Source organism: Nocardia flavorosea NBRC 108225 (assembly GCF_001613385.1).
Taxonomy (GTDB): Bacteria; Actinomycetota; Actinomycetes; order Mycobacteriales; family Mycobacteriaceae; genus Nocardia; species Nocardia flavorosea.
Genome location: NZ_BDCG01000001.1, coordinates 83,652 through 101,030, shown reverse-complemented (window position 1 = coordinate 101,030; position 17,379 = coordinate 83,652). Strand labels below are relative to the sequence as shown.

17 protein-coding genes and 1 pseudogene are annotated in these 17,379 nt (G+C 67.4%); 10 read left to right on the top strand and 8 right to left on the bottom strand.

Annotation, left to right across the window (positions count from 1 at the left end; translation table 11 throughout):
- Positions 1-36: 36 nt before the first annotated feature.
- From NFL01S_RS00480 to NFL01S_RS00470, 3 genes are all read left to right on the top strand, one after another.
- Entirely contained in the window at positions 37-372 is a 336-nt protein-coding gene (locus NFL01S_RS00480) for a rhodanese-like domain-containing protein (protein WP_062970393.1), read from the top strand.
- Between the two features lie 118 nt (positions 373-490).
- On the top strand, positions 491-1,570 hold the full coding sequence (locus tag NFL01S_RS00475) for a saccharopine dehydrogenase family protein (RefSeq protein ID WP_062970301.1): 1,080 nt from the start codon (positions 491-493) through the stop codon (positions 1,568-1,570).
- Positions 1,571-2,487: 917 nt separating this feature from the next.
- Positions 2,488-3,804 carry a ferredoxin reductase family protein gene (locus tag NFL01S_RS00470; RefSeq protein WP_062970299.1) on the top strand — a complete coding sequence of 439 codons (1,317 nt, stop codon included), beginning with the start codon at positions 2,488-2,490 and terminating at the stop codon, positions 3,802-3,804.
- Positions 3,805-3,999: 195 nt separating this feature from the next.
- On the opposite strand, the gene NFL01S_RS00465 is transcribed toward NFL01S_RS00470, so the two are convergent.
- Positions 4,000-4,923 (bottom strand): universal stress protein, encoded by a 924-nt coding sequence (locus NFL01S_RS00465; protein WP_062970297.1) that lies wholly within the window; start codon positions 4,921-4,923, stop codon positions 4,000-4,002.
- A gap of 315 nt (positions 4,924-5,238) precedes the next feature.
- Here NFL01S_RS00465 and NFL01S_RS00460 point away from each other — a divergent pair, with 315 nt between their 5' ends.
- Complete coding sequence (locus tag NFL01S_RS00460) at positions 5,239-6,417, top strand: 3-ketosteroid-9-alpha-monooxygenase, oxygenase component (RefSeq protein ID WP_062970391.1); 1,179 nt, start codon at positions 5,239-5,241, stop codon at positions 6,415-6,417.
- A 182-nt stretch (positions 6,418-6,599) separates the two neighbouring features.
- Positions 6,600-7,445 carry an IclR family transcriptional regulator gene (locus NFL01S_RS00455; protein WP_062970389.1) on the top strand — a complete coding sequence of 282 codons (846 nt, stop codon included), beginning with the start codon at positions 6,600-6,602 and terminating at the stop codon, positions 7,443-7,445.
- A gap of 466 nt (positions 7,446-7,911) precedes the next feature.
- On the opposite strand, the gene NFL01S_RS00450 is transcribed toward NFL01S_RS00455, so the two are convergent.
- Complete coding sequence (locus NFL01S_RS00450) at positions 7,912-8,529, bottom strand: PadR family transcriptional regulator (protein WP_084492294.1); 618 nt, start codon at positions 8,527-8,529, stop codon at positions 7,912-7,914.
- A gap of 231 nt (positions 8,530-8,760) precedes the next feature.
- On the opposite strand from NFL01S_RS00450, the gene NFL01S_RS00445 reads away from it, so the two are divergent.
- From NFL01S_RS00445 to NFL01S_RS00435, 3 genes are all read left to right on the top strand, one after another.
- Entirely contained in the window at positions 8,761-10,296 is a 1,536-nt protein-coding gene (locus NFL01S_RS00445; protein ID WP_062970293.1) for an FAD-binding protein, read from the top strand.
- 30 nt (positions 10,297-10,326) lie between these two features.
- Positions 10,327-10,698, top strand: a complete 372-nt coding sequence (locus NFL01S_RS00440; protein WP_062970291.1) for a nuclear transport factor 2 family protein — start codon at positions 10,327-10,329, stop codon at positions 10,696-10,698.
- Between the two features lie 82 nt (positions 10,699-10,780).
- The gene (locus NFL01S_RS00435; RefSeq protein ID WP_062970388.1) at positions 10,781-11,038 is read left to right on the top strand and encodes a hypothetical protein; all 258 of its coding nucleotides are present in this window, start codon (positions 10,781-10,783) and stop codon (positions 11,036-11,038) included.
- A gap of 135 nt (positions 11,039-11,173) precedes the next feature.
- Here NFL01S_RS00435 and NFL01S_RS00430 read toward each other — a convergent pair whose 3' ends face one another.
- The 5 genes from NFL01S_RS00430 to NFL01S_RS00410 all read right to left on the bottom strand — a co-directional run bounded on the left by NFL01S_RS00430 (position 11,174) and on the right by NFL01S_RS00410 (position 15,303).
- The gene (locus NFL01S_RS00430) at positions 11,174-11,602 is read right to left on the bottom strand and encodes an NUDIX hydrolase (RefSeq protein ID WP_062970290.1); all 429 of its coding nucleotides are present in this window, start codon (positions 11,600-11,602) and stop codon (positions 11,174-11,176) included.
- 248 nt (positions 11,603-11,850) lie between these two features.
- Entirely contained in the window at positions 11,851-12,678 is an 828-nt protein-coding gene (locus NFL01S_RS00425; RefSeq protein WP_062970288.1) for a mycofactocin-coupled SDR family oxidoreductase, read from the bottom strand.
- 1 nt (position 12,679) lies between these two features.
- Positions 12,680-13,477 carry a mycofactocin-coupled SDR family oxidoreductase gene (locus tag NFL01S_RS00420; protein ID WP_062970286.1) on the bottom strand — a complete coding sequence of 266 codons (798 nt, stop codon included), beginning with the start codon at positions 13,475-13,477 and terminating at the stop codon, positions 12,680-12,682.
- Between the two features lie 183 nt (positions 13,478-13,660).
- Positions 13,661-14,401, bottom strand: a complete 741-nt coding sequence (locus NFL01S_RS00415) for an SDR family NAD(P)-dependent oxidoreductase (RefSeq protein WP_062970386.1) — start codon at positions 14,399-14,401, stop codon at positions 13,661-13,663.
- Between the two features lie 29 nt (positions 14,402-14,430).
- Positions 14,431-15,303, bottom strand: a complete 873-nt coding sequence (locus NFL01S_RS00410) for a TIGR03619 family F420-dependent LLM class oxidoreductase (RefSeq protein WP_062970284.1) — start codon at positions 15,301-15,303, stop codon at positions 14,431-14,433.
- Positions 15,304-15,379: 76 nt separating this feature from the next.
- On the opposite strand from NFL01S_RS00410, the gene NFL01S_RS00405 reads away from it, so the two are divergent.
- Positions 15,380-16,060, top strand: coding sequence for a hypothetical protein (locus NFL01S_RS00405; RefSeq protein ID WP_062970282.1), 681 nt, complete (start codon positions 15,380-15,382; stop codon positions 16,058-16,060).
- A gap of 25 nt (positions 16,061-16,085) precedes the next feature.
- On the opposite strand, the gene NFL01S_RS37800 is transcribed toward NFL01S_RS00405, so the two are convergent.
- Positions 16,086-16,289: a hypothetical protein gene (locus NFL01S_RS37800; protein WP_503826391.1), complete on the bottom strand. Its 204-nt coding sequence runs from the start codon at positions 16,287-16,289 to the stop codon at positions 16,086-16,088.
- A 28-nt stretch (positions 16,290-16,317) separates the two neighbouring features.
- Between NFL01S_RS37800 and NFL01S_RS37795 the strand changes: the two are divergent.
- A pseudogene (locus NFL01S_RS37795) lies at positions 16,318-17,319 on the top strand (PucR family transcriptional regulator); the annotation flags it as partial.
- Between the last annotated feature and the right edge of the window lie 60 nt (positions 17,320-17,379).

Here is a 17,379-nt window from a genome sequence, read left to right as displayed (position 1 = left end):
CCGCTGCCCGAACCCACGAACCGAGGATCTGCCCGTATGAGCATCCGTCATTACCTGTACCGTGCACCTTCTCTGTCCGCGGCGGAAGCGATCGAGGCCGTTCGAGCCGGCGCCCTCATCGTCGATGTCCGCCGTGGATTCGAATGGCATCGGACCCGGATCCCCGGCGCGGCCCACCTGCCCCTGGAGCAGTTGACGGACAAGTGCGCCGAACTGCCCGACGATCGGCTGTTGATCACCTTCTGCACCGGTGGCCTGCGATCCTACGGAGCCGCCAATCTATTGATCGAGTACGGCTTCGAAGCCAAGAACATGTCGGGTGGACTGATCGACTGGCGGGCCGCCGGTGGAGCGCTGGAACCGGGGCGGTGACCTACCCCGGCCCCACCTGCGGGCGGTCCACTGCGGGCAAGCCGTGCCGACGTAGTGTCGTGCATACCACGGTGATATCGCACCACCCGATCGATGGACAGAACGGAAGAACCAGCCAATGCCGAAGATCGTGTTGTTCGGAGCCACCGGCTACACCGGTCGCCTGATCGCGCAGGCGCTCACCGCCCGCGGCACCGCGCCCGTGCTCGCCGGGCGTAACGCCGATTCCCTCGCACAACTGGCCACCGAGACCGGCGGCGCGGATACCGCGGTGGCCGATGTGACCGATCCCGCCTCGGTCCGTGCACTTCTGGGCCGAGGCGATGTGCTGATCTCGACGGTGGGCCCTTTCCTGCGTTACGGAAAGCCTGCACTGGCAGCGGCTGTCGCAGCGGGCGCGCACTATTTCGATTCCACCGGAGAAGGCCCGTTCATCCGCACGGTATTCGACCACGACGACGAAGCCCGCCGGGCGGATATCGCACTGCTCACCGCCTTCGGATTCGATTATGTGCCGGGCAATCTGGCCGCGGCTCTCGCCCTGGCCGAGGCGCCGGACGCCGTTCGCGCCGATATCGGTTACTTCATCGCCGATCCCGGCACGAGCGGCGGCACCCGCGCGTCCATGGCGGGCATGCTGTTCGAAGACGGTTTCGCCCTGCGCGACGGCCGGATCGTACCCCAGCGAACAGCGGCCCGGGTACGCGATTTCGAGGTCGCCGGGCGCTCTCGCACCGCGGCGTCGGTACCGGGTTCGGAGCATTTCGCGTTGGCCCGCTCGTATCCGCAGCTCCGCGAAGCGAACGTCTATCTCGGCCTTCCCGGGCCCGCCGCCCACGGCCTGCGGGCAACCTCACTGATCACCGCCGCGATCGCCCGCGTGGAGCCCGTGAAAAAGTTGGGCGAAACCGCGCTGACCCGTGTGGTGAAAGGCTCGACCGGCGGTCCGGCGCCCGCCGCACGGGCCCGCACCCGCACCTGGGCGGTCGCGGACGTATCCGATGCCGCGGGCCGTAATCGAGCCTCGGTGACGCTCGCGGGGGTGGACCCCTACGACTTCACCGCGGCGATCCTCGCCTGGGGCGCCCGGACCGTACTCGACGGCGGCCTGCTCGGCACCGGCGCCCTCGGTCCCGTCGAGGCATTCGGCCTCGATCGACTGACCGCCGGCGCCGCGGAGGCCGGCCTGAACCGGTAATCCGGCAATACCCGGGTATCACGCACGCTTCACCGGCCGTGGCGCGCTTCGGTGCATCGCGCTACGGACCGGCGACAGCGTCCTCAGTACTCGATGGATAGTATCTTTGCTGCTCAGGTAAACGACGCCTCCTTTCTTCAGATGATGATGCCCAGCAGGCCCCACGCGAGGCTCAGGGCCGCTCCCGCGGCCGCCGAGCCGAGGCCGATAACCGCACTCATGCCGATCCTCTCTTCCTCTGACGAAACCTTCGGTTTGTTCTCCGGCTGCGAAATCGCTCGAAATGACGAGGCTCCCCGAAACCTTGGGCGGTGATATTCGGAAATCCGTGTCCGGCAGAGCCATCGTCCGATTGGGTCCCCGTTCCAGGGAAGTTCCCGTGTGCAGATTAGCACCTCGTACAGACCACGTCAGCACCTCGTTTCGCCGAACCACACTCGCGTGAAAAGTTTTTCGTCGATCCTGCACGCAAAAGCACCCCACCACGGCAATCCGTGGCCCGCAATACGGTTTCTTGCAATGAGCTCACATTTACAGAGCAGCACTCACAAGGATTATCAGAATTGTTAGCCGCCCACCGCCGGCGCGTAACGAACAGGCCCACAGGGCAGGCGGCAGCATCGCATCTTCATCGAACTCCGAGCGTCTTTCGGATATCAACCGCCGTATTGTGACGCTCGACGGAAAAACACTGGATCCCCGTATCCTCACCTTTTCCGAACCGACCGCGAGAGGTACGTGTAGACCTCTTCGAAATCCGAGTTTCGCCGCACATCACCAACCGACCCGCACATCGGAATCCGTACGGCAGTCCCTTGCGTGGCGCGGTGACCGGCGTCCTCTGCGCATCATAGAATTCGCCGAGCTGATTCCGGGTTTCGCAGACAACGGTCGAGTCGAACCACCAGGAGGACGAGTTGTCGCTGATCGCTCGCGGTATAGCGTGGTTCGGGCTGTACCTGGCCGCCGCGATCGTTCCGCTGGTATTCGCCGCGATCGGTGTCGCCGACGCCGATCGCGGGTTCCTGACGGAATTCTCCGTCGCCCTCGGCTTCGTCGGAATGTCGATGCTGGGCCTGCAATTCGCGCTGGTCGCCCGGTTCCGGGCCGTCGCGGCACCGTTCGGAGAGGACGCGCTGGTGCAATTCCACCGGCAGGTGTCCTATGTGGCGCTGGCGTTCATCCTCGCTCATCCGGTGCTACTGCAGATCGCGGGTACCGATATCGTCGGTCTGCTGAACCTGGCGCAGGCTCCGCCGCGGGCGCGGTTCGCAGTCGCCTCGACGGTCCTGCTGCTGATCCTGATCGCCACCTCCGTCTGGCGCAAACGCCTCCGTATTCGCTACGAGATCTGGCAGATCTGCCACGGCCTGCTGTCCGTGCTGGTTGTCGCGTGCGCGCTCGCCCATATGTTCCTCGTCGACCACTACCTCGATGCGGTGTGGAAGAAATGGCTGTGGGCACTGATGACGCTGGCACTGGTGCTGCTGCTGGTGTGGGTTCGCGTCGTCGAACCGATACTCCGGTTGCGCCGGCCCTGGCGGATCGAACGGGTCACCGCCGAGCGGGGTAATGCACATACCCTCGGCCTGGTGCCGGTGGGTCATGACGGATTCCGATTCCAACCGGGACAGTTCGGATGGCTCGTGGTGAACCGCGCGCCGTTCTCGATCACGGCCCACCCGTTCTCCTTCTCCTCCAGCGCCGAGGAACACCGGCGGGTCGAGATGACGATCAAGGCGCTGGGCGATTTCACCTCGACCGTCGGCGATATCCCGGCGGGCACGCGTGCCTACATCTCCGGCCCGCACGGCGTCTTCACTCCCGACCGCAACGAAGGCCCCGGATTCGTGCTGATCGCGGGCGGTATCGGTATCACCCCCATGGCGAGCATCCTGCGCACGATGGCGGACCGTGAAGATCGCCGCCCGGTCCTGCTCTTCCATGCTGTCCGGAGCTTGCCGGAAGCGACCCTGGACGACGAGATCCGGGACTTGGAGCAGCGGCTGGATCTCACGGTGGTCCGGATTCCGGAACGACCACCCGCCGGCTGGTCCGGCGAACACGGTTATCTCGATCGCGCCGTACTGGCCCGGCATCTACCGGCCGGGCATCCCCGCAGGCAGTATTTCGCATGCGGGCCCGGCCCCATGGTCACCGCCGTGGAGGATGCCCTCGCCGACCTCGGTGTTCCCGCCGAACGCCTGCACACCGAACGATTCGACTTCGTCTGAACGGGGCCGCCATGCGACACGTCTACACCACCCGCGCTGTCCTCGCGATCGCCGCGATCCTGCTGGCGGCCTCCGCGTGGTTCGCCCTCGCCACCGGCTGACCGCCGCTGTCGCGTCTGTCCGGACAATCACCGCCACGCCACGGACTGCCGTGTATACCCCTGCCGCGGTGAGCAGCGGCTACACCGGCGACCGTCAGCTGCCGGGCCCGCGGTAGACGATGAGCGGCCGCTGGGCCCGGTGCAGCAGGTTCTGTGTCGTGGAACCGAGCAGCGCCCCGCGCAGACGCCCCCGGCCTTTGTGGCCGACGATCAGCATCTGCCCCTCGTCGAGCGCCCGTAGCAATTCACGGACGGACGAACCGCGCCGGGACCGCTCCTCGACGGCGACACCGGGGAACTTTTCCCGGTACGGCGCGACAATCGTCGACAGTATCCCGGCCTCCGCGCGGGCGATGGTCTCCCAATCGACGGTCATCGCGGTCGGTCCGAACACCTGCATCGCCGTGGGGACGGAATCCCCGGCCGCCGCGCTGTCGGTCCAGGTTCGTACAGGTACCACCGGAACAGCGAAAAGCTGCGCCCAAGCGAAGGCGAGTTCGGTTGCCCCGGCCGACAGCGGACTGCCGTCGCATCCCACCACGATCGGCCGATTGTCCGGAGACGGATGCCCGTCGGGGTCGCCACGCCACACCGCCACCGGACAGCGCGCCTGATCGACCACCCGCAGTGCCGTCGATCCGAGAATCCACCGTTCGACCGCCCCGGCGCCGGTCGCGCCGATAACGATCATCGCCGCTCCCCGGGCCGCTTTCAGTAATCCCGCGGCAGGCGGCTCACTGTCCGCGATCGAGGTCAGCTCTATTCCGGGTGCCGATCGGCGCACCGCCTCTTCAGCGGTGGTCAGCAATTCCGAGCGATACGCGCGGTACCGCCCGGCCAGCTCGTCGGGAGTCATCGCGATCTCGGGCATCGGGCCCGGCGCCGGGGAAGAATGCACCAGTTGCAGCGGCAAGGCGAGCTTCCGGGCGAACACGGTCGCCCACTCGGCGGCGGCCAGCGAGGTCTCGGATCCGTCGACGCCGACCACGATATGGTCGCCCGCGGGGATTGGCTGCATCCGTCCTACCTTCCGTTCAGCGTGGCGCGATCACGTGCCGATGGCGATTCCCGGTCGAACGCCCCCACCGGCCGGCGGGCCGATCCCCGGAACCAGGATAGGAGCCACCGTGTCCCCGGCAGCCGGTCGACACGCTGCGCACGGATCACGGCAACCCACCCGCCGCCAACCGCGCGCCTCGGCTGCCGGCGAGGCATCGCGGACAGGACCTCGGCGAAACCGGCCCACTGACTGGGACCTCACCCCGCACCGAGCGGCGACCCGCGTCACCATCAGGCGCAGACACACAACTCTGGTGGGAACATGGAGGTTCCGATGCCGGCTCACGCACCGAATGGGGAAACCCAGCACGGCGACGAGGAATTCAGGCAGATCGAAGCGGCCGCGGCCCCGGCCCGGTTCGCCCGCGGCTGGCACTGCCTGGGTCTGGCGAAAACGTTCCGGGACGGCCGACCGCACGAGGTCAAGGCCTTCGGCACCACCCTCGTGGTGTTCCGGTCCGAATCCGATGACACATTGCATGTGATCGACGCGTACTGCCGCCATATGGGCGGAAATCTCGCACAGGGCACAGTAAAAGGCGATTCCATCGCCTGCCCGTTCCACGACTGGCGCTGGGGCGGCAACGGCAGGTGTACGGGGATTCCGTATGCCCGCCGGGTACCGCCGTTGGCGAAGACCCGGGCCTGGCCGACGCTGGAACGTAACGGCCAGCTCTTCGTCTGGAACGATCCGCAGGGCAGCAAACCCACCGACGAGGTGACGATTCCGCAGATCGACGGTTACGGCACGGCCGAGTGGACCGATTGGACCTGGAACACCTTGCTGGTCGAGGGGTCACACTGCCGCGAGATCGTGGACAACGTGGTGGATATGGCCCACTTCTTCTACGTCCACTACTCCTTTCCGCGTTACTTCAAGAACGTTTTCGAAGGTCATGTGGCCACGCAGTACATGCGGTCCACACCGCGCGGCGATATCAACGTCGGCACCAACTACGACGATCCGCATTCCTCGCTGCGGTCGGACGCCTCGTATTTCGGCCCGTCCTACATGATCGACTGGCTGTGGAACGAAGCAGGCGGCAGGACGATCGAAACGGTGCTGATCAACTGCCACTATCCGGTCACCTCGAACTCGTTCGTCCTGCAGTACGGCGCCATGGTGAAGAAGCCGGAGGGAATGTCGGACGCTGATGCCGATGCCATGGCGGCGCAGTTCGCCCGCGGTGTCGAGGTGGGTTTCGAACAGGACGTCGAGATCTGGAAGAACAAGGCGCCGATCGACAACCCGCTGCTGTCGGAGGAGGACGGTCCGGTGTATCAGCTGCGTCGCTGGTACAAGCAGTTCTATGTCGATGTCGAGGACATCACCGAGGATATGACCAAGCGGTTCGAGTTCGAGATCGATACCGAACGCGCGGTCACCAGTTGGGAGGCCGAGGTCGCCGCCAATATCGCCCGTAGCGCCGTGGTCGACACCACCACCAGGTAACCGAACCGCCGGATACGGCCCTCCGGGTCGAGCATTGCGCTCGCCCCGGAGGGCCGTTCGTCATTTTCGGCCATCTTCCGGGATTCGTGTGACAGCGAGCACAACACAATGTTACAAATAGGTATATGCCTAATCGGCATATTCCGTTGGGCATCAGCTCGCAGACCCCGATGGAGGGCTCCATGACCACCCCCGCCGACACCGCGACCCCGAGTGCCGTGATCGAGAGAATTTCGCTGGTCCTCGACGCGTTCGAAGGACACGGCCGCCTGACACATGCGCAGGTCGTCCGGCGGACCGGACTGCCCCGGTCCTCGGTACACCGCATCCTCGAGCAGCTCGTGCGCCTGCGCTGGCTGCGCCGCAACGGACGCGATTACGAACTCGGGCTGCGACTGATGGAACTCGGCTCCCTCGCGGTCCATCAGGACCGGTTGCATCGCGCCGCCGTCCCGTTCCTGCACGAACTGCACCGCAGGACCGGTTACGTCGTGCATCTGGCCGTGCTGGACGGAACGGACGTCGTCTACCTGGACAAGGTCGGTGGCCGGCTCGGCAATGCGGTCCCCACCCGCGTCGGGGGCCGCCAGCCCGCCCACTGCACGGCCGTCGGCAAGGCGATCCTCGCCGATGCCGCGGCCCCCGATTTCTTCGGCGCCGGCACCACCGTCCGGACGAAAACGCGCTACTCCATCGCCACCGCGGCACAGTTGCGGGCCGAACTGGCAAAAGTCCGGGCGCACGGGGTCGCCTTCGAGCGGGAAGAGTCACTGCCGGGTTTCGGCTGCGTCGCCGCGCCGATCGGTGAGGTCGGCCGGGCGGTGGCGGCGGTATCGATCTGCGGGCCGATCCAGCAGATGCAACTCGACCATCGGCTGGCCGCACCGGTCCGGATGACCGCCCTCGGGATATGGCGCAATGTCGAGGACGGCGAGGTCCGAGTGCATCCCACATTGCAACAGCTCCGCCCGCTCGGCCCGGCACCGAAACTTCGTCCGGGCGTTCCCGCCGAGCCGGCGCTCACATGACCGGATTTCCGCCACCGGAACCGAGCGGTCCGTAGCCCGCCGAACCGGTCCAGCGAGAGCCGCCCGGGCCGGGCCCGTAGCCGGGGTCTGCCCCGGGCATCCCGGCCCGGCAGGTCCACGACCGTCCGGTTCACGCCGACGGGATCGACGAGTCACAACCACCAGGATCATGGGACCGCGCTGACCGGCGCCGCAATCGGCACGATCACGACGAACCAGACCAGGTATCGGGTGAGCTGCAGGACTTCATCCGATCCGGGCGACGGCTCGACCGGGGCGTTTCCGGCTTGGCCAGAAAATCGATGGTGGTGGCGAGAAACATTGTGCGGCTGCCGATCTCCTCAGCAGATACGGGCGTCCCACCCCCGGCGTAAGGCATCGCGGGGCCGGCGTGAACGGCTCACGGATGCCCGCGACCGACCCGGCCGTGTCTGCCGTAGCGCTCACAATCGATACCGGCACGCCGTCAGCGCCGTTCGGGATCCTCCTGCCGGACCCGCTGCTCGACCTCCCGCCACCGCCCCGGCAGGGGATGCGGGTAGTCGGTTTGTTCATCGTATTCGGCTGTCACCAGCGCGGTTTCGGCCGCGTCGATATCGTCGATCAACTGCCGGGCGAGGTCGCGTTCAGCCGCGTAGTAGCGCTGCGCCCATTGCAGCACGATCTGCGAATACGCCCATCCGGGTTCGGTTTTCGCGGCCTCCGAATCGACGGCGGCGCTGCGTTCCAGGCGCTCGACATCGGCGATATGGTCGCGCAGGATTTCCTTGAGCCGATCGGGGGAACTGAGGTGCCCGAACATGACCCGCAGCATCACATGGTGTTTCAGCATCGGCGGGTCGACCGGCGCGTTGTTGCTCCAGGCGGTGACGGCTGCCCGGCCGGCCGGGGTGATGCGATAGAGCCGGCGACCGCGCATGGCGTTGTCGCTGTCCACCCGGGACTGCGCGAACCCGTGCCGTTCGAGCTTCTTCAGCTCCGAGTAGATCTGGCTGTAGGACGGGCTCCAGTAGATGTAGCGGACACTCCAGTCGGCCCATTTCTTCAGGTCGTACCCGGAGATCTCCTCCTCGTAGGAGAGCATGGCGAGCACCGCCCAACTGGTCGGCGGCAGGTTCACCTGCGCCGGATCGGGTTCGCTCGTCGTCACCGCCGAATGCTATCAACGCACATATACCGGTCCGTTACACCACTACGCGACTACGGGGATGCCGACCGGGTGTCCCGGTCACCGGGAGGGCGGCCCCGCACCGCGCGGCGGCCGATCTAGCGTCGGCCTCGGCACAATCCGGGAGCGTGAAAAGGCGGTACAGCAGTGGTGAACTTCGACGACGAGGTCGATGTCCTGGTGGCAGGGTCCGGCGCGGGACTCGCCGGTGCTTACACCGCGGCCCGGGAGGGGCTGTCGGTCGCGGTGGTGGAGGCGACCGACAAGTTCGGCGGCACCACCGCGTATTCGGGTGGCGGCGGCGTCTGGTTCCCGTGCAATCCGGTGCTGGAGCGGGCCGGTACCGACGACACCCTCGACGACGCGCTCACCTATTATCGCGCCGTCGTCGGTGACCGCACACCGCTCGAACTACAGGAAACCTATGTGCGCCGCGGCCGCGATCTCATCGAGTATCTCGAGGCCGACGACCGTTTCGAGTTCCACATGTACCCGTGGCCCGACTACTTCGGCGCCGCGCCCAAGGCACGCACGGACGGGCAACGCCATATCGTGCCCGCCCCGCTGCCCGCGGCCGAGCTCGGTGAGCTGCGCGAGCATCTACGCGGGCCGCTGGACACCGAACGGCTCGGTGCCCCGCTGCCGGATCTGCTGATCGGCGGACAAGCTCTGATCGGCCGTTTCCTGCGCGCACTGGCTACCTACCCGGAGGTGCGCCTGCACCGCAACGCGGCCCTGACCGAACTCGTGGTGGAGGACGGAGCCGTCGTCGGTGCACTGATCGAGCGGCCGGGCGGAACCATGGCGATCCGGGCCCGGCGCGGGGTGATCCTGGCCGCCGGTGGATTCGAGGGCAACGACGAGCTGCGCCGGCGCTACGGTGTCCCCGGCAGCGCACGCGACACCATGGGACCACCCGGAAACCAGGGCCACGCGCACGAGGCCGGGATCGCGGCCGGCGCCGATACCGATCTGATGGATCAGGCCTGGTGGTCGCCCGGGCTCACCCACCCGGACGGGCGGTCGGCGTTCGCACTGTGGTTCACCGGGGGTATTTTCGTCGACCAGGACGGGCGGCGATTCGTGAACGAGTCCGCACCGTACGACCGGCTCGGGCGCGCCGCTATCGACCGTATGCGCGCGGGAGAGCTCACCCTTCCTTACTGGATGGTCTACGACGACCGGGACGGTGTCACACCTCCGGTGCAGGCCCCCAATGTGTCGTTCGATGCGACCGAGAAGTACGTGGCCGCCGGACTGTGGCGGACCGCCGACACCCTCGAGGAGCTGGCGGAGGTGATCGGTGTGCCCGCCGCCAACCTGGTGGCAACCGTCGAGCGCTTCAACGCGATGGTCGCGGCCGGGGCCGATACCGATTTCGGCCGCGGCGACGAGGCCTACGATCGCGCGTTCTCCCAGGGCGAATCGCCCCTGGTGCCGATCGATCGGCCGCCCTTCCACGCGGCGGCGTTCGGCCTGTCCGACCTGGGCACCAAGGGTGGCCTGCGCACCGATACCGGCGCCCGGGTCCTGAACGGCGACGGCACCGCGATCCCGGGGCTCTACGCCGCGGGCAACACCATGGCCGCGGTCAGCGGCACCGTCTATCCCGGCGGCGGTAACCCGATCGGCGCCTCGATGCTGTTCAGCCATCTCGCCGTCCGCGACATGCTCGAACGCTGACCCGCCCCGACCAGAACAGGAAGTACCACCATGCCGGAACCGGACCGGATCCGTGCGGCCGTGCGCCGCTACCTCGACACCGTCGCCACCGGGACCGCGGCCGAGATCGCCGCGCTCTATCACCCGGACGCCACGCTGGAAGACCCCGTCGGCTCGCCGGCACACACCGGTCGCGCGGCCATCGAGAAGTTCTACAGTCCCCTCGAGTCGGCGCGCCGCCACACCGAACTGCTGAGCCTGCGTGTGAGCGGCGGTAACGCCGCGTTCTCCTTCCGGGTGGTCACCGAAACCGGCGGAAAAACGATCATGGTCGAACCGATCGACGTCATGACCTTCGACGTGGACACGCAGATCACCGGTATGCGCGCGTTCTGGTCGGCCGACGATGTCGATTTCGGCTGAACCTGGATCGGGCGCCCCCGCCGTGCGAGGGTGATCGGTGATATCGGCGCGCCGCGCGCGCCCGGCGGACATAGGAGTGACCGTGCGAAATATTCAGTGCGCCAACTGCGGAAACCGCGTCCTGGTGGAGAAGTACAGCCCCAGTCATACCAGCGTGCAATGGCTCGACGATGCCGAATCCGCCTGCCCCGAATTCGCCCGGCGGGCGGCCCTGGGCGAGCCCAGCAACTGGATCCCGACCTGTCCGGCACTGCGCGATTCGATCGAACGGGCCGTCGCCGAGGGTGAACTACGCACCGACGAGTACCGCACCGAACCTGTCCCGGGGCGGCTCGGCTGAACTGCACACACCCCGCGCAACGATCGGCACCGTTCCCGGACCACCGCACCGAGGGGTCCGTATGGTGTCCGCAAGGCCGGCGTCCGGGGTACCGGCAGCGCCCAGTTCCCCGTGTTGTAGTCGTTCGACCACGGCTCAGCTCGAGAGGTGGTCCAACCAGACGTCCTGTTTATCGGCCAACGGCTTTTCCAGCGGCAGCGCCACGAAGTGACAGGCGAACTCCAGGCCATGGTCGTCGCCTGTACCGTCGACCCGATGCGTCCAGGCATCAGGTGTGTCCGGCCCGGTGTCGAGGCGGAAGAACGTTGTTCGGCGTGGATGCCGGGTCCTCGGGTGGGGGCGGTGATCCACAGCAATTCGATTGATCACGCAGACATCGAACAGCCCGGTTTCTTCGGCCACCTCACGCACGACCGCTTGTTCGGGACCTTCGCCGGGCTGCACCCCACCGGCCGGTATCTGAGTGCCTGCCTCGGGTAGGCCGACGTGGTCGAACACCAGGAGTTCAGGGACTGTCCGGCGCCTGATCACGTACGCGGCTACCCGGATTCGAGGTTGCTCCACTTCACCATCGTGCCCGAGTGGACGCTGAACGGCGCGAGACCTGTTCGACGAACGCCGGCGAGCATGACGAACCGGATGTCGCAACGCCGCCCTGTCGTGTAGCGCCGAACGCTGACGGGAACCGCGACCCTCCGAGTTCGTGGTGGCCGATTCGGACGGGAGCCGACCGCCGAATTGCCTGGCGCGCTGTGGTCGTCCCAGCTGCTCGACCACGGTGCGGGGAAGCACGGCCGCTTCCCCGCACCGCCCTAGCGCTGGGTGCTGCCGGCGTCCACCGGCAGCGCCACCGCGGTGATATAGCGGGCCTCTTCGGAGGCCAGGAACAGTGCGGCGTTGGCGATATCGACCGGCTCGACCCAGGGAATCGCCAGCATGTTCATAGTTCTCGCGACCTCGGCGAACTCTTCGCGGGTGGGATGCTCGCGATCCGGCCGGAAGGATCTGCGGACCATATCGTTCTGGATCATCGGCGTGTCCACGTTGGTGGGGTGCACCGAATTCACTCTGATGCCGTGCGGCGCGAGCTCCTGGGCCAGCGACCGCATCAACCCGACCACACCGTGTTTGGCGGCCGTGTAGTGAGCCACCCCGACCAGCCCGCGCAGGCCCGCGATCGAACTGGTCAGGATCATCGCTCCGCTGCCGCGGGCGATGAGGTGCGGGGCAGCTGCTTTACACGTCTGCCATACACCGGTGAGATTGACGTCCAGCATGGTTTGCCACTGCTGTTCGGTCAGTTCCAGTCCGGGGGCGCTGGAGGTGATGCCCGCGGTGGCGCAGACGATATCGATACCGCCGAGCTGGTCCACCGCGGCGTCGGTGGCCGCGCGCAGCGCCACGCCGTCGCGGACGTCGGCCACCGCGGTCACGATGCGCGCCCCGGTTGCTTCCACGGCACGCACAGTATCCTCGAGATCTGCCGGAGTCGCCGATGGAATGATCACCGTATCCACCGGCCCGCAGATATCGATCGCGACGATATCGGCGCCTTCCTCCGCCAGCCGGATCGCCTGTGCCCGTCCGATTCCTCGTGCCGCGCCGGTGACCAGCGCGACCTTGCCCGAAACCCGTCCCATCTCACACCTTCTGAGTAAGTCCGGCGTCCACGACGAGCTCGATCCCGGTGATGTACCGGGATTCGTCGGACGCGAGGAACAACACGGCATTGCTGATATCCACCGGCTCCACCCACGGCACCGGGAGAATCGTGCGCTGGGCGAGCACCCTGGCCGCGTCCTCCCGGGTCGGGTTCGGCAGCTCCGGGCACAATTTCGCGTATACGCGGTCGTTGAGGATCATCGGTGTCGCCACCGACCCCGGGTGCACCGTGTTGACCCGGATCCCCCGTGGTCCCAGCTCGTTGGCGAGGGTGCGAGCCAGCCCGACCACTGCGTGTTTGCTCGCCGCGTAGTGAGCGGCCGTCGCGCCACCCTTCACTCCGTTCGTGGATCCGACGATCACGATCGACGCGCCCTCGCCGAGATGCCCAGCGGCGGCGCGGATCGTATGCCAGGCGCCTGTCAGGTTGACATCCAGTGCCCGCTGCCATGATTCGTCGGTCAGCTCCCAGGCCGGTGCGTAACCCGCGTACACACCGGCATTGGCGACGACCACGTCGAGGCGGCCGAGCTGGGCCACCCCGGTGTTCACTGCTTCTTCGACGGCCAGTGGGTCGCGTACATCAGCGAATCCGGTGAGGCACCGACGGCCGGCACGCTCGACTTCCGCGGCCGTCGCGGCCAGACCGTCCGCGTTCTCGGTGAGATCGAGGGCGATGATATCGGCCCCCTCCTCGGCCAGCCGGCGGCAGTGGGCGCTGCCCATCCCGCCGGCCGCGCCCGTCACCACCGCCACTCGTTCCGGTAGGCGCGTCATCGCGCACCTCCGGTGAATTCTGCACTCATACGGGCGACGCTAGGTCCGCCGTATTCCCGGCGCGCTCGGTCTTCCCATTGACCGGGCCGTCAGGAACAGCATTCCCGGTGAGCGGAAACTCCGGGCCCGGCGTGATCGTTCATCGCCGGATCCCGATGGCACCGCCGACCGGCTAGCGCCCGGCTAGCCCGCCGTTTTGCCGTTGTCCGCGAGATAGACCGCACCGTGGACCGCGGAGGCGTCGTCACTGGCCAGGAACGCGACCACCGAGGCGACCTCCTCCGGCTGGTTCATCCCCCGCGGGGACGCGACCCGCATGACCAGGTTCGGGTCGGCGCCGTCGGGCAGGGTGAACCCCGTGACCTGCGGGGTCAGCATGCCACCGGGGCAGACCGCGTTGACGCGGAGGCGGTCCGCGGTGAACTCGACCGCGAGTGCCCGGGTCAGGCCGACCAGACCGTGTTTGGCGGCGCAGTATCCCGCCGAATACGCCTGGCCTTCGACTCCGGCGATGGAGGCGACATTGACGATATTTCCGCCGGTCTCCAGCAGGTGCGGGAGCGCGGCCCGGCACAGGTAGAACGGGCCGTTGAGGTTTACCGCGAGGTCGTGCTCCCAGTCCTCGTCGGTGACTTCCCCGGTGTGGCGCATCCGGTGCGTGCCCGCGACATTGACCAGGATGTCCAGTCGTCCGAAGGCGCCGACACAGTCCTCGACCATCGACCGGCAGGTCTGCGCGATGCCGATATCGCCGGTGGTGAACCGGCCACCGGGCACCTCCGCGAACACCTCGGTCAGCCGGGTTTCGTCGCGTGCCACGCCGAAGACCTGGGCACCACGACCGGCGAACAGTCGTGCGACCGCCGCCCCGAGTCCGGACGAGGCGCCGGTCACCAGCGCCACTTTCCCTGCCAAACTACTCATTCCGACTTCCTCGGCTCGTTTTCCGGCGCTCACCGGGTGCGGGCGATGACATCGTCGGCGAACCGGGACAGATTGGCGATCTTGGTGTCCAGGCTCTCGGTGTCCTGTTCGCGGCCATAGGGATTGCGGAAGCCGACGATCACATCGGTGACGCCCTTGTCCTCGAGGCGTTTGACGCCGTCGACAGTGAAACCGTCCACCGAGATGACATGGATTTCGAAATCCTCGCGGGTGCCGTATTCGGCGCGCAGGGTGGTGAGTTCGGCGAGCAGACGGTCGAGTTCGGCCGGATCGCCACCGGCGTGCATCCAGCCGTCACCGCGCTGCGCGGCGCGGCGCAGCGCCGGTCGGCTGTGCCCGCCGATGAGCAGCGGGATCGGCTCGGTGGGCACGGGTGAGATCTTGATCGGCGGCAGATCGTAGAACTCGCCGTGGAATTCGAAGTACCCGCCGGCGGTGAGTCCGCGGACGATATCGAGGCATTCGTCCATCCGCTTACCGCGCTTCTCGAACGGCACGTCGAAGATCTCGAAATCGTCGGGCCACGGACTGATCCCGACGCCCAGGCCCAGGCGGTTACCGCTGAGCGCCGCCACCGACGCCGCCTGTTTGGCGACCAGCACCGGCGGCCGGATCGGCAGTTTCAGCACGAACGGGGTGAACCGCAGGGTGGTGGTCGCCGCGGCCAGCGCGGCAGCGAGGACGAAGGTTTCGACGAACGGTTTGTCCTCCAGGAACTCCCGGCTGCCGTCCGGGGTGTAAGGGTAGGTGGAATCGGAGTCGCGGGGGTAGGCGATGCTGTCGGCGAGGACCATCGACGTGTACCCGGCGGCCTCGGCGGCCTGTGCCAGCGGCACGTAATAGGTGGGGTCGGTCATGGTCTCGGCGTAGGTGAACCTCATGGGTCGGCCTTTCTGCGCTCGGCGTCGGGTGGCCGTTTCGTCTCGGCAAAAGTAGAACACGTGCTACTTTTTCGCCATGGCGAAACTGATCATCGCCCTGCACGGCGCAGATCTCGGCGACCGGTTCCACACACCGGAATTGCGGGAAGCACTGACCGCAGGCGGCGCGAACGCGGTGCAGGTGAACCTCGACGACGCCGACGTCGCGCCCGCGTCGATGCGGTTCGGCCCCGGTGAACCGATCACCGCCCTCGTCTCGGTATGGACCGACGGCGACCCCGCCGCGATTGTCGCCGCCGTGTCCGATACCACAGGCGAACCGGCACCGCACGCCTATCTCGTGCACGAGAACATCCGCCTCGACCCGATGCCGGTGCCGGACGGCACCCGCTGCGACGCACTGGCGAATATCGCCCTGCTGCGCAGGCCCGCGTCGATGCCGCGAGCGCGATACCTGCAGTACTGGCAGGTGCAGCACACCCCGATCGCCATCCGCACCCAGAACACCGTCGCCTATATCCAGAACACCGTCGAGGAGAAACTCACCCCCTCGGCACCGGAGGTCGCGGCCATTGTCGAGGAACACTTCCCCATGGGCGCGATGACCGACCCGCACACGTTCTACGGCAGCGGCGGCGACCAGGCCGAGCTCCGCCGCCGGATCACCGAACTCATGGCCAGCGTCGCACGATTCGGCGCCGATACAGGTCTGGATCTGGTGCCCACCAGCCGTTACCAGTGGTCTCTCCGCCCCTGATCCTCCCGGCCGGCACAGACCTACGTCACGCCAGAGTTGCCTGCATGGCGACACCGTCGACGTAGGAATGTTTCTCCTTGACCGCGCCGTCTTCGACCAGCACGAAATCCGCGAGATCGACACACACGTCACGGCCGGTCGCCGAGGTTCCGGTCAACTGCCACCGCACTACCCAGAAGTCGTCGCCGACGCGGAGCGATACCAGGTGGAAGGCCAGGTCCGGGACCAGGGCGAAGGTCCCCGCGGCAGCCTCGCGGATGGCGGCCCGGCCCCGGGCAGGTTCTCGGCCCGAATGCAGAGGGAACGCCGCGCTCAGCCATGACGAGTTGGTCGAGCTGGTCTCCGACAGTTGCGCGGCATGGCTGGACGCGCTCGCCGAGGTCCCGTTTTCCCTCGAGCCTGCCCGCCGCGCCGGGCGGCTCGAGGCCGAACTCGGTATTCCGCTGGAAAGCCTCCTGCACGCCTTCCGCGTCGCAGGGCTGGCGTTCTGGGAGATCATCGTCGAATCCGCCGGGGACGACGTCCGGGCGGCGCTCCCTCGACTGTCCACCCTGGTATGGGCCACTGTCGACGACTATTCGGTCGCAGCCGCCGACGCCCGCCGGCGGGTGGTCGCGGGCGGGACCACGCACCCCGGCCAGGGCATGCTGCGCGCACTGCTCGATCCCGGGCTACCGCCCGGACAGCACACCGAAATCGGCCGCCGGATGGGCCTGCCCACCCGAGCCGTCTCGGTCGTTCTGGTCGGCGATGTCCACCTCGACGACAACGGAATCGTCGCCGCGTCGACCGTGCTCGGCGACGAACCGATCACCTTGGCCGCCGCGCGCCCGCCGGCCACTCTCGAGCGAACGCTTCGGACGGTGCGGTCACGGGCGGGGGCGAGCCGGCCTTTCACCGACCTCGCCGCCGCGCCCGCCGCACTCACCCAGGCACGTTTCGCGCTCCGATGCTCGGCGCCGGGCGAGACCGGGGTCCACAACTACGCCTCCGCGCCGGAACGTGCCCTGATCGCCGCGAACCCGGAACTGGCGGCGGATGTTCTCGCCGATCTGCTCGCCGCCTTCGACCGGCTCGATCCCGAGGATTGCGGGCTGCTGATCGACACCGCCCTGGCCTGGTACCGGCTCGGCGGCTCCCCCACCGCTGTAGGCAAGCATCTGCACCTGCACCGCAACACGGTCCGGCATCGTCTCGGGCGAATAGAACGACTCACCGGAAAAGCATTCGCCTCGCCCGCTGACGCAGCCCTGCTGTATCCGGCGCTGCACACCCGGTTGCTCCGGGCACACCACGACGGATCGTCCCCGCCCTCGGTG

Excerpts from the sequence above, each read along its gene's own strand:
- NFL01S_RS00450 (WP_084492294.1), bottom strand. The coding sequence starts at position 8,529 with ATGCTCTCCTACGAGGAGGAGATCTCCGGGTACGACCTGAAGAAATGG.
- NFL01S_RS00420 (WP_062970286.1), bottom strand. The coding sequence starts at position 13,477 with ATGACGCGCCTACCGGAACGAGTGGCGGTGGTGACGGGCGCGGCCGGC.
- NFL01S_RS00415 (WP_062970386.1), bottom strand. The coding sequence starts at position 14,401 with ATGAGTAGTTTGGCAGGGAAAGTGGCGCTGGTGACCGGCGCCTCGTCC.
- NFL01S_RS00460 (WP_062970391.1), top strand. The coding sequence starts at position 5,239 with ATGCCGGCTCACGCACCGAATGGGGAAACCCAGCACGGCGACGAGGAA.
- NFL01S_RS00425 (WP_062970288.1), bottom strand. The coding sequence starts at position 12,678 with ATGGGACGGGTTTCGGGCAAGGTCGCGCTGGTCACCGGCGCGGCACGA.
- NFL01S_RS00405 (WP_062970282.1), top strand. The coding sequence starts at position 15,380 with ATGGCGAAACTGATCATCGCCCTGCACGGCGCAGATCTCGGCGACCGG.
- NFL01S_RS00475 (WP_062970301.1), top strand. The coding sequence starts at position 491 with ATGCCGAAGATCGTGTTGTTCGGAGCCACCGGCTACACCGGTCGCCTG.
- NFL01S_RS00410 (WP_062970284.1), bottom strand. The coding sequence starts at position 15,303 with ATGAGGTTCACCTACGCCGAGACCATGACCGACCCCACCTATTACGTG.
- NFL01S_RS00465 (WP_062970297.1), bottom strand. The coding sequence starts at position 4,923 with ATGCAGCCAATCCCCGCGGGCGACCATATCGTGGTCGGCGTCGACGGA.
- NFL01S_RS00455 (WP_062970389.1), top strand. The coding sequence starts at position 6,600 with ATGACCACCCCCGCCGACACCGCGACCCCGAGTGCCGTGATCGAGAGA.
- NFL01S_RS00440 (WP_062970291.1), top strand. The coding sequence starts at position 10,327 with ATGCCGGAACCGGACCGGATCCGTGCGGCCGTGCGCCGCTACCTCGAC.
- NFL01S_RS00480 (WP_062970393.1), top strand. The coding sequence starts at position 37 with ATGAGCATCCGTCATTACCTGTACCGTGCACCTTCTCTGTCCGCGGCG.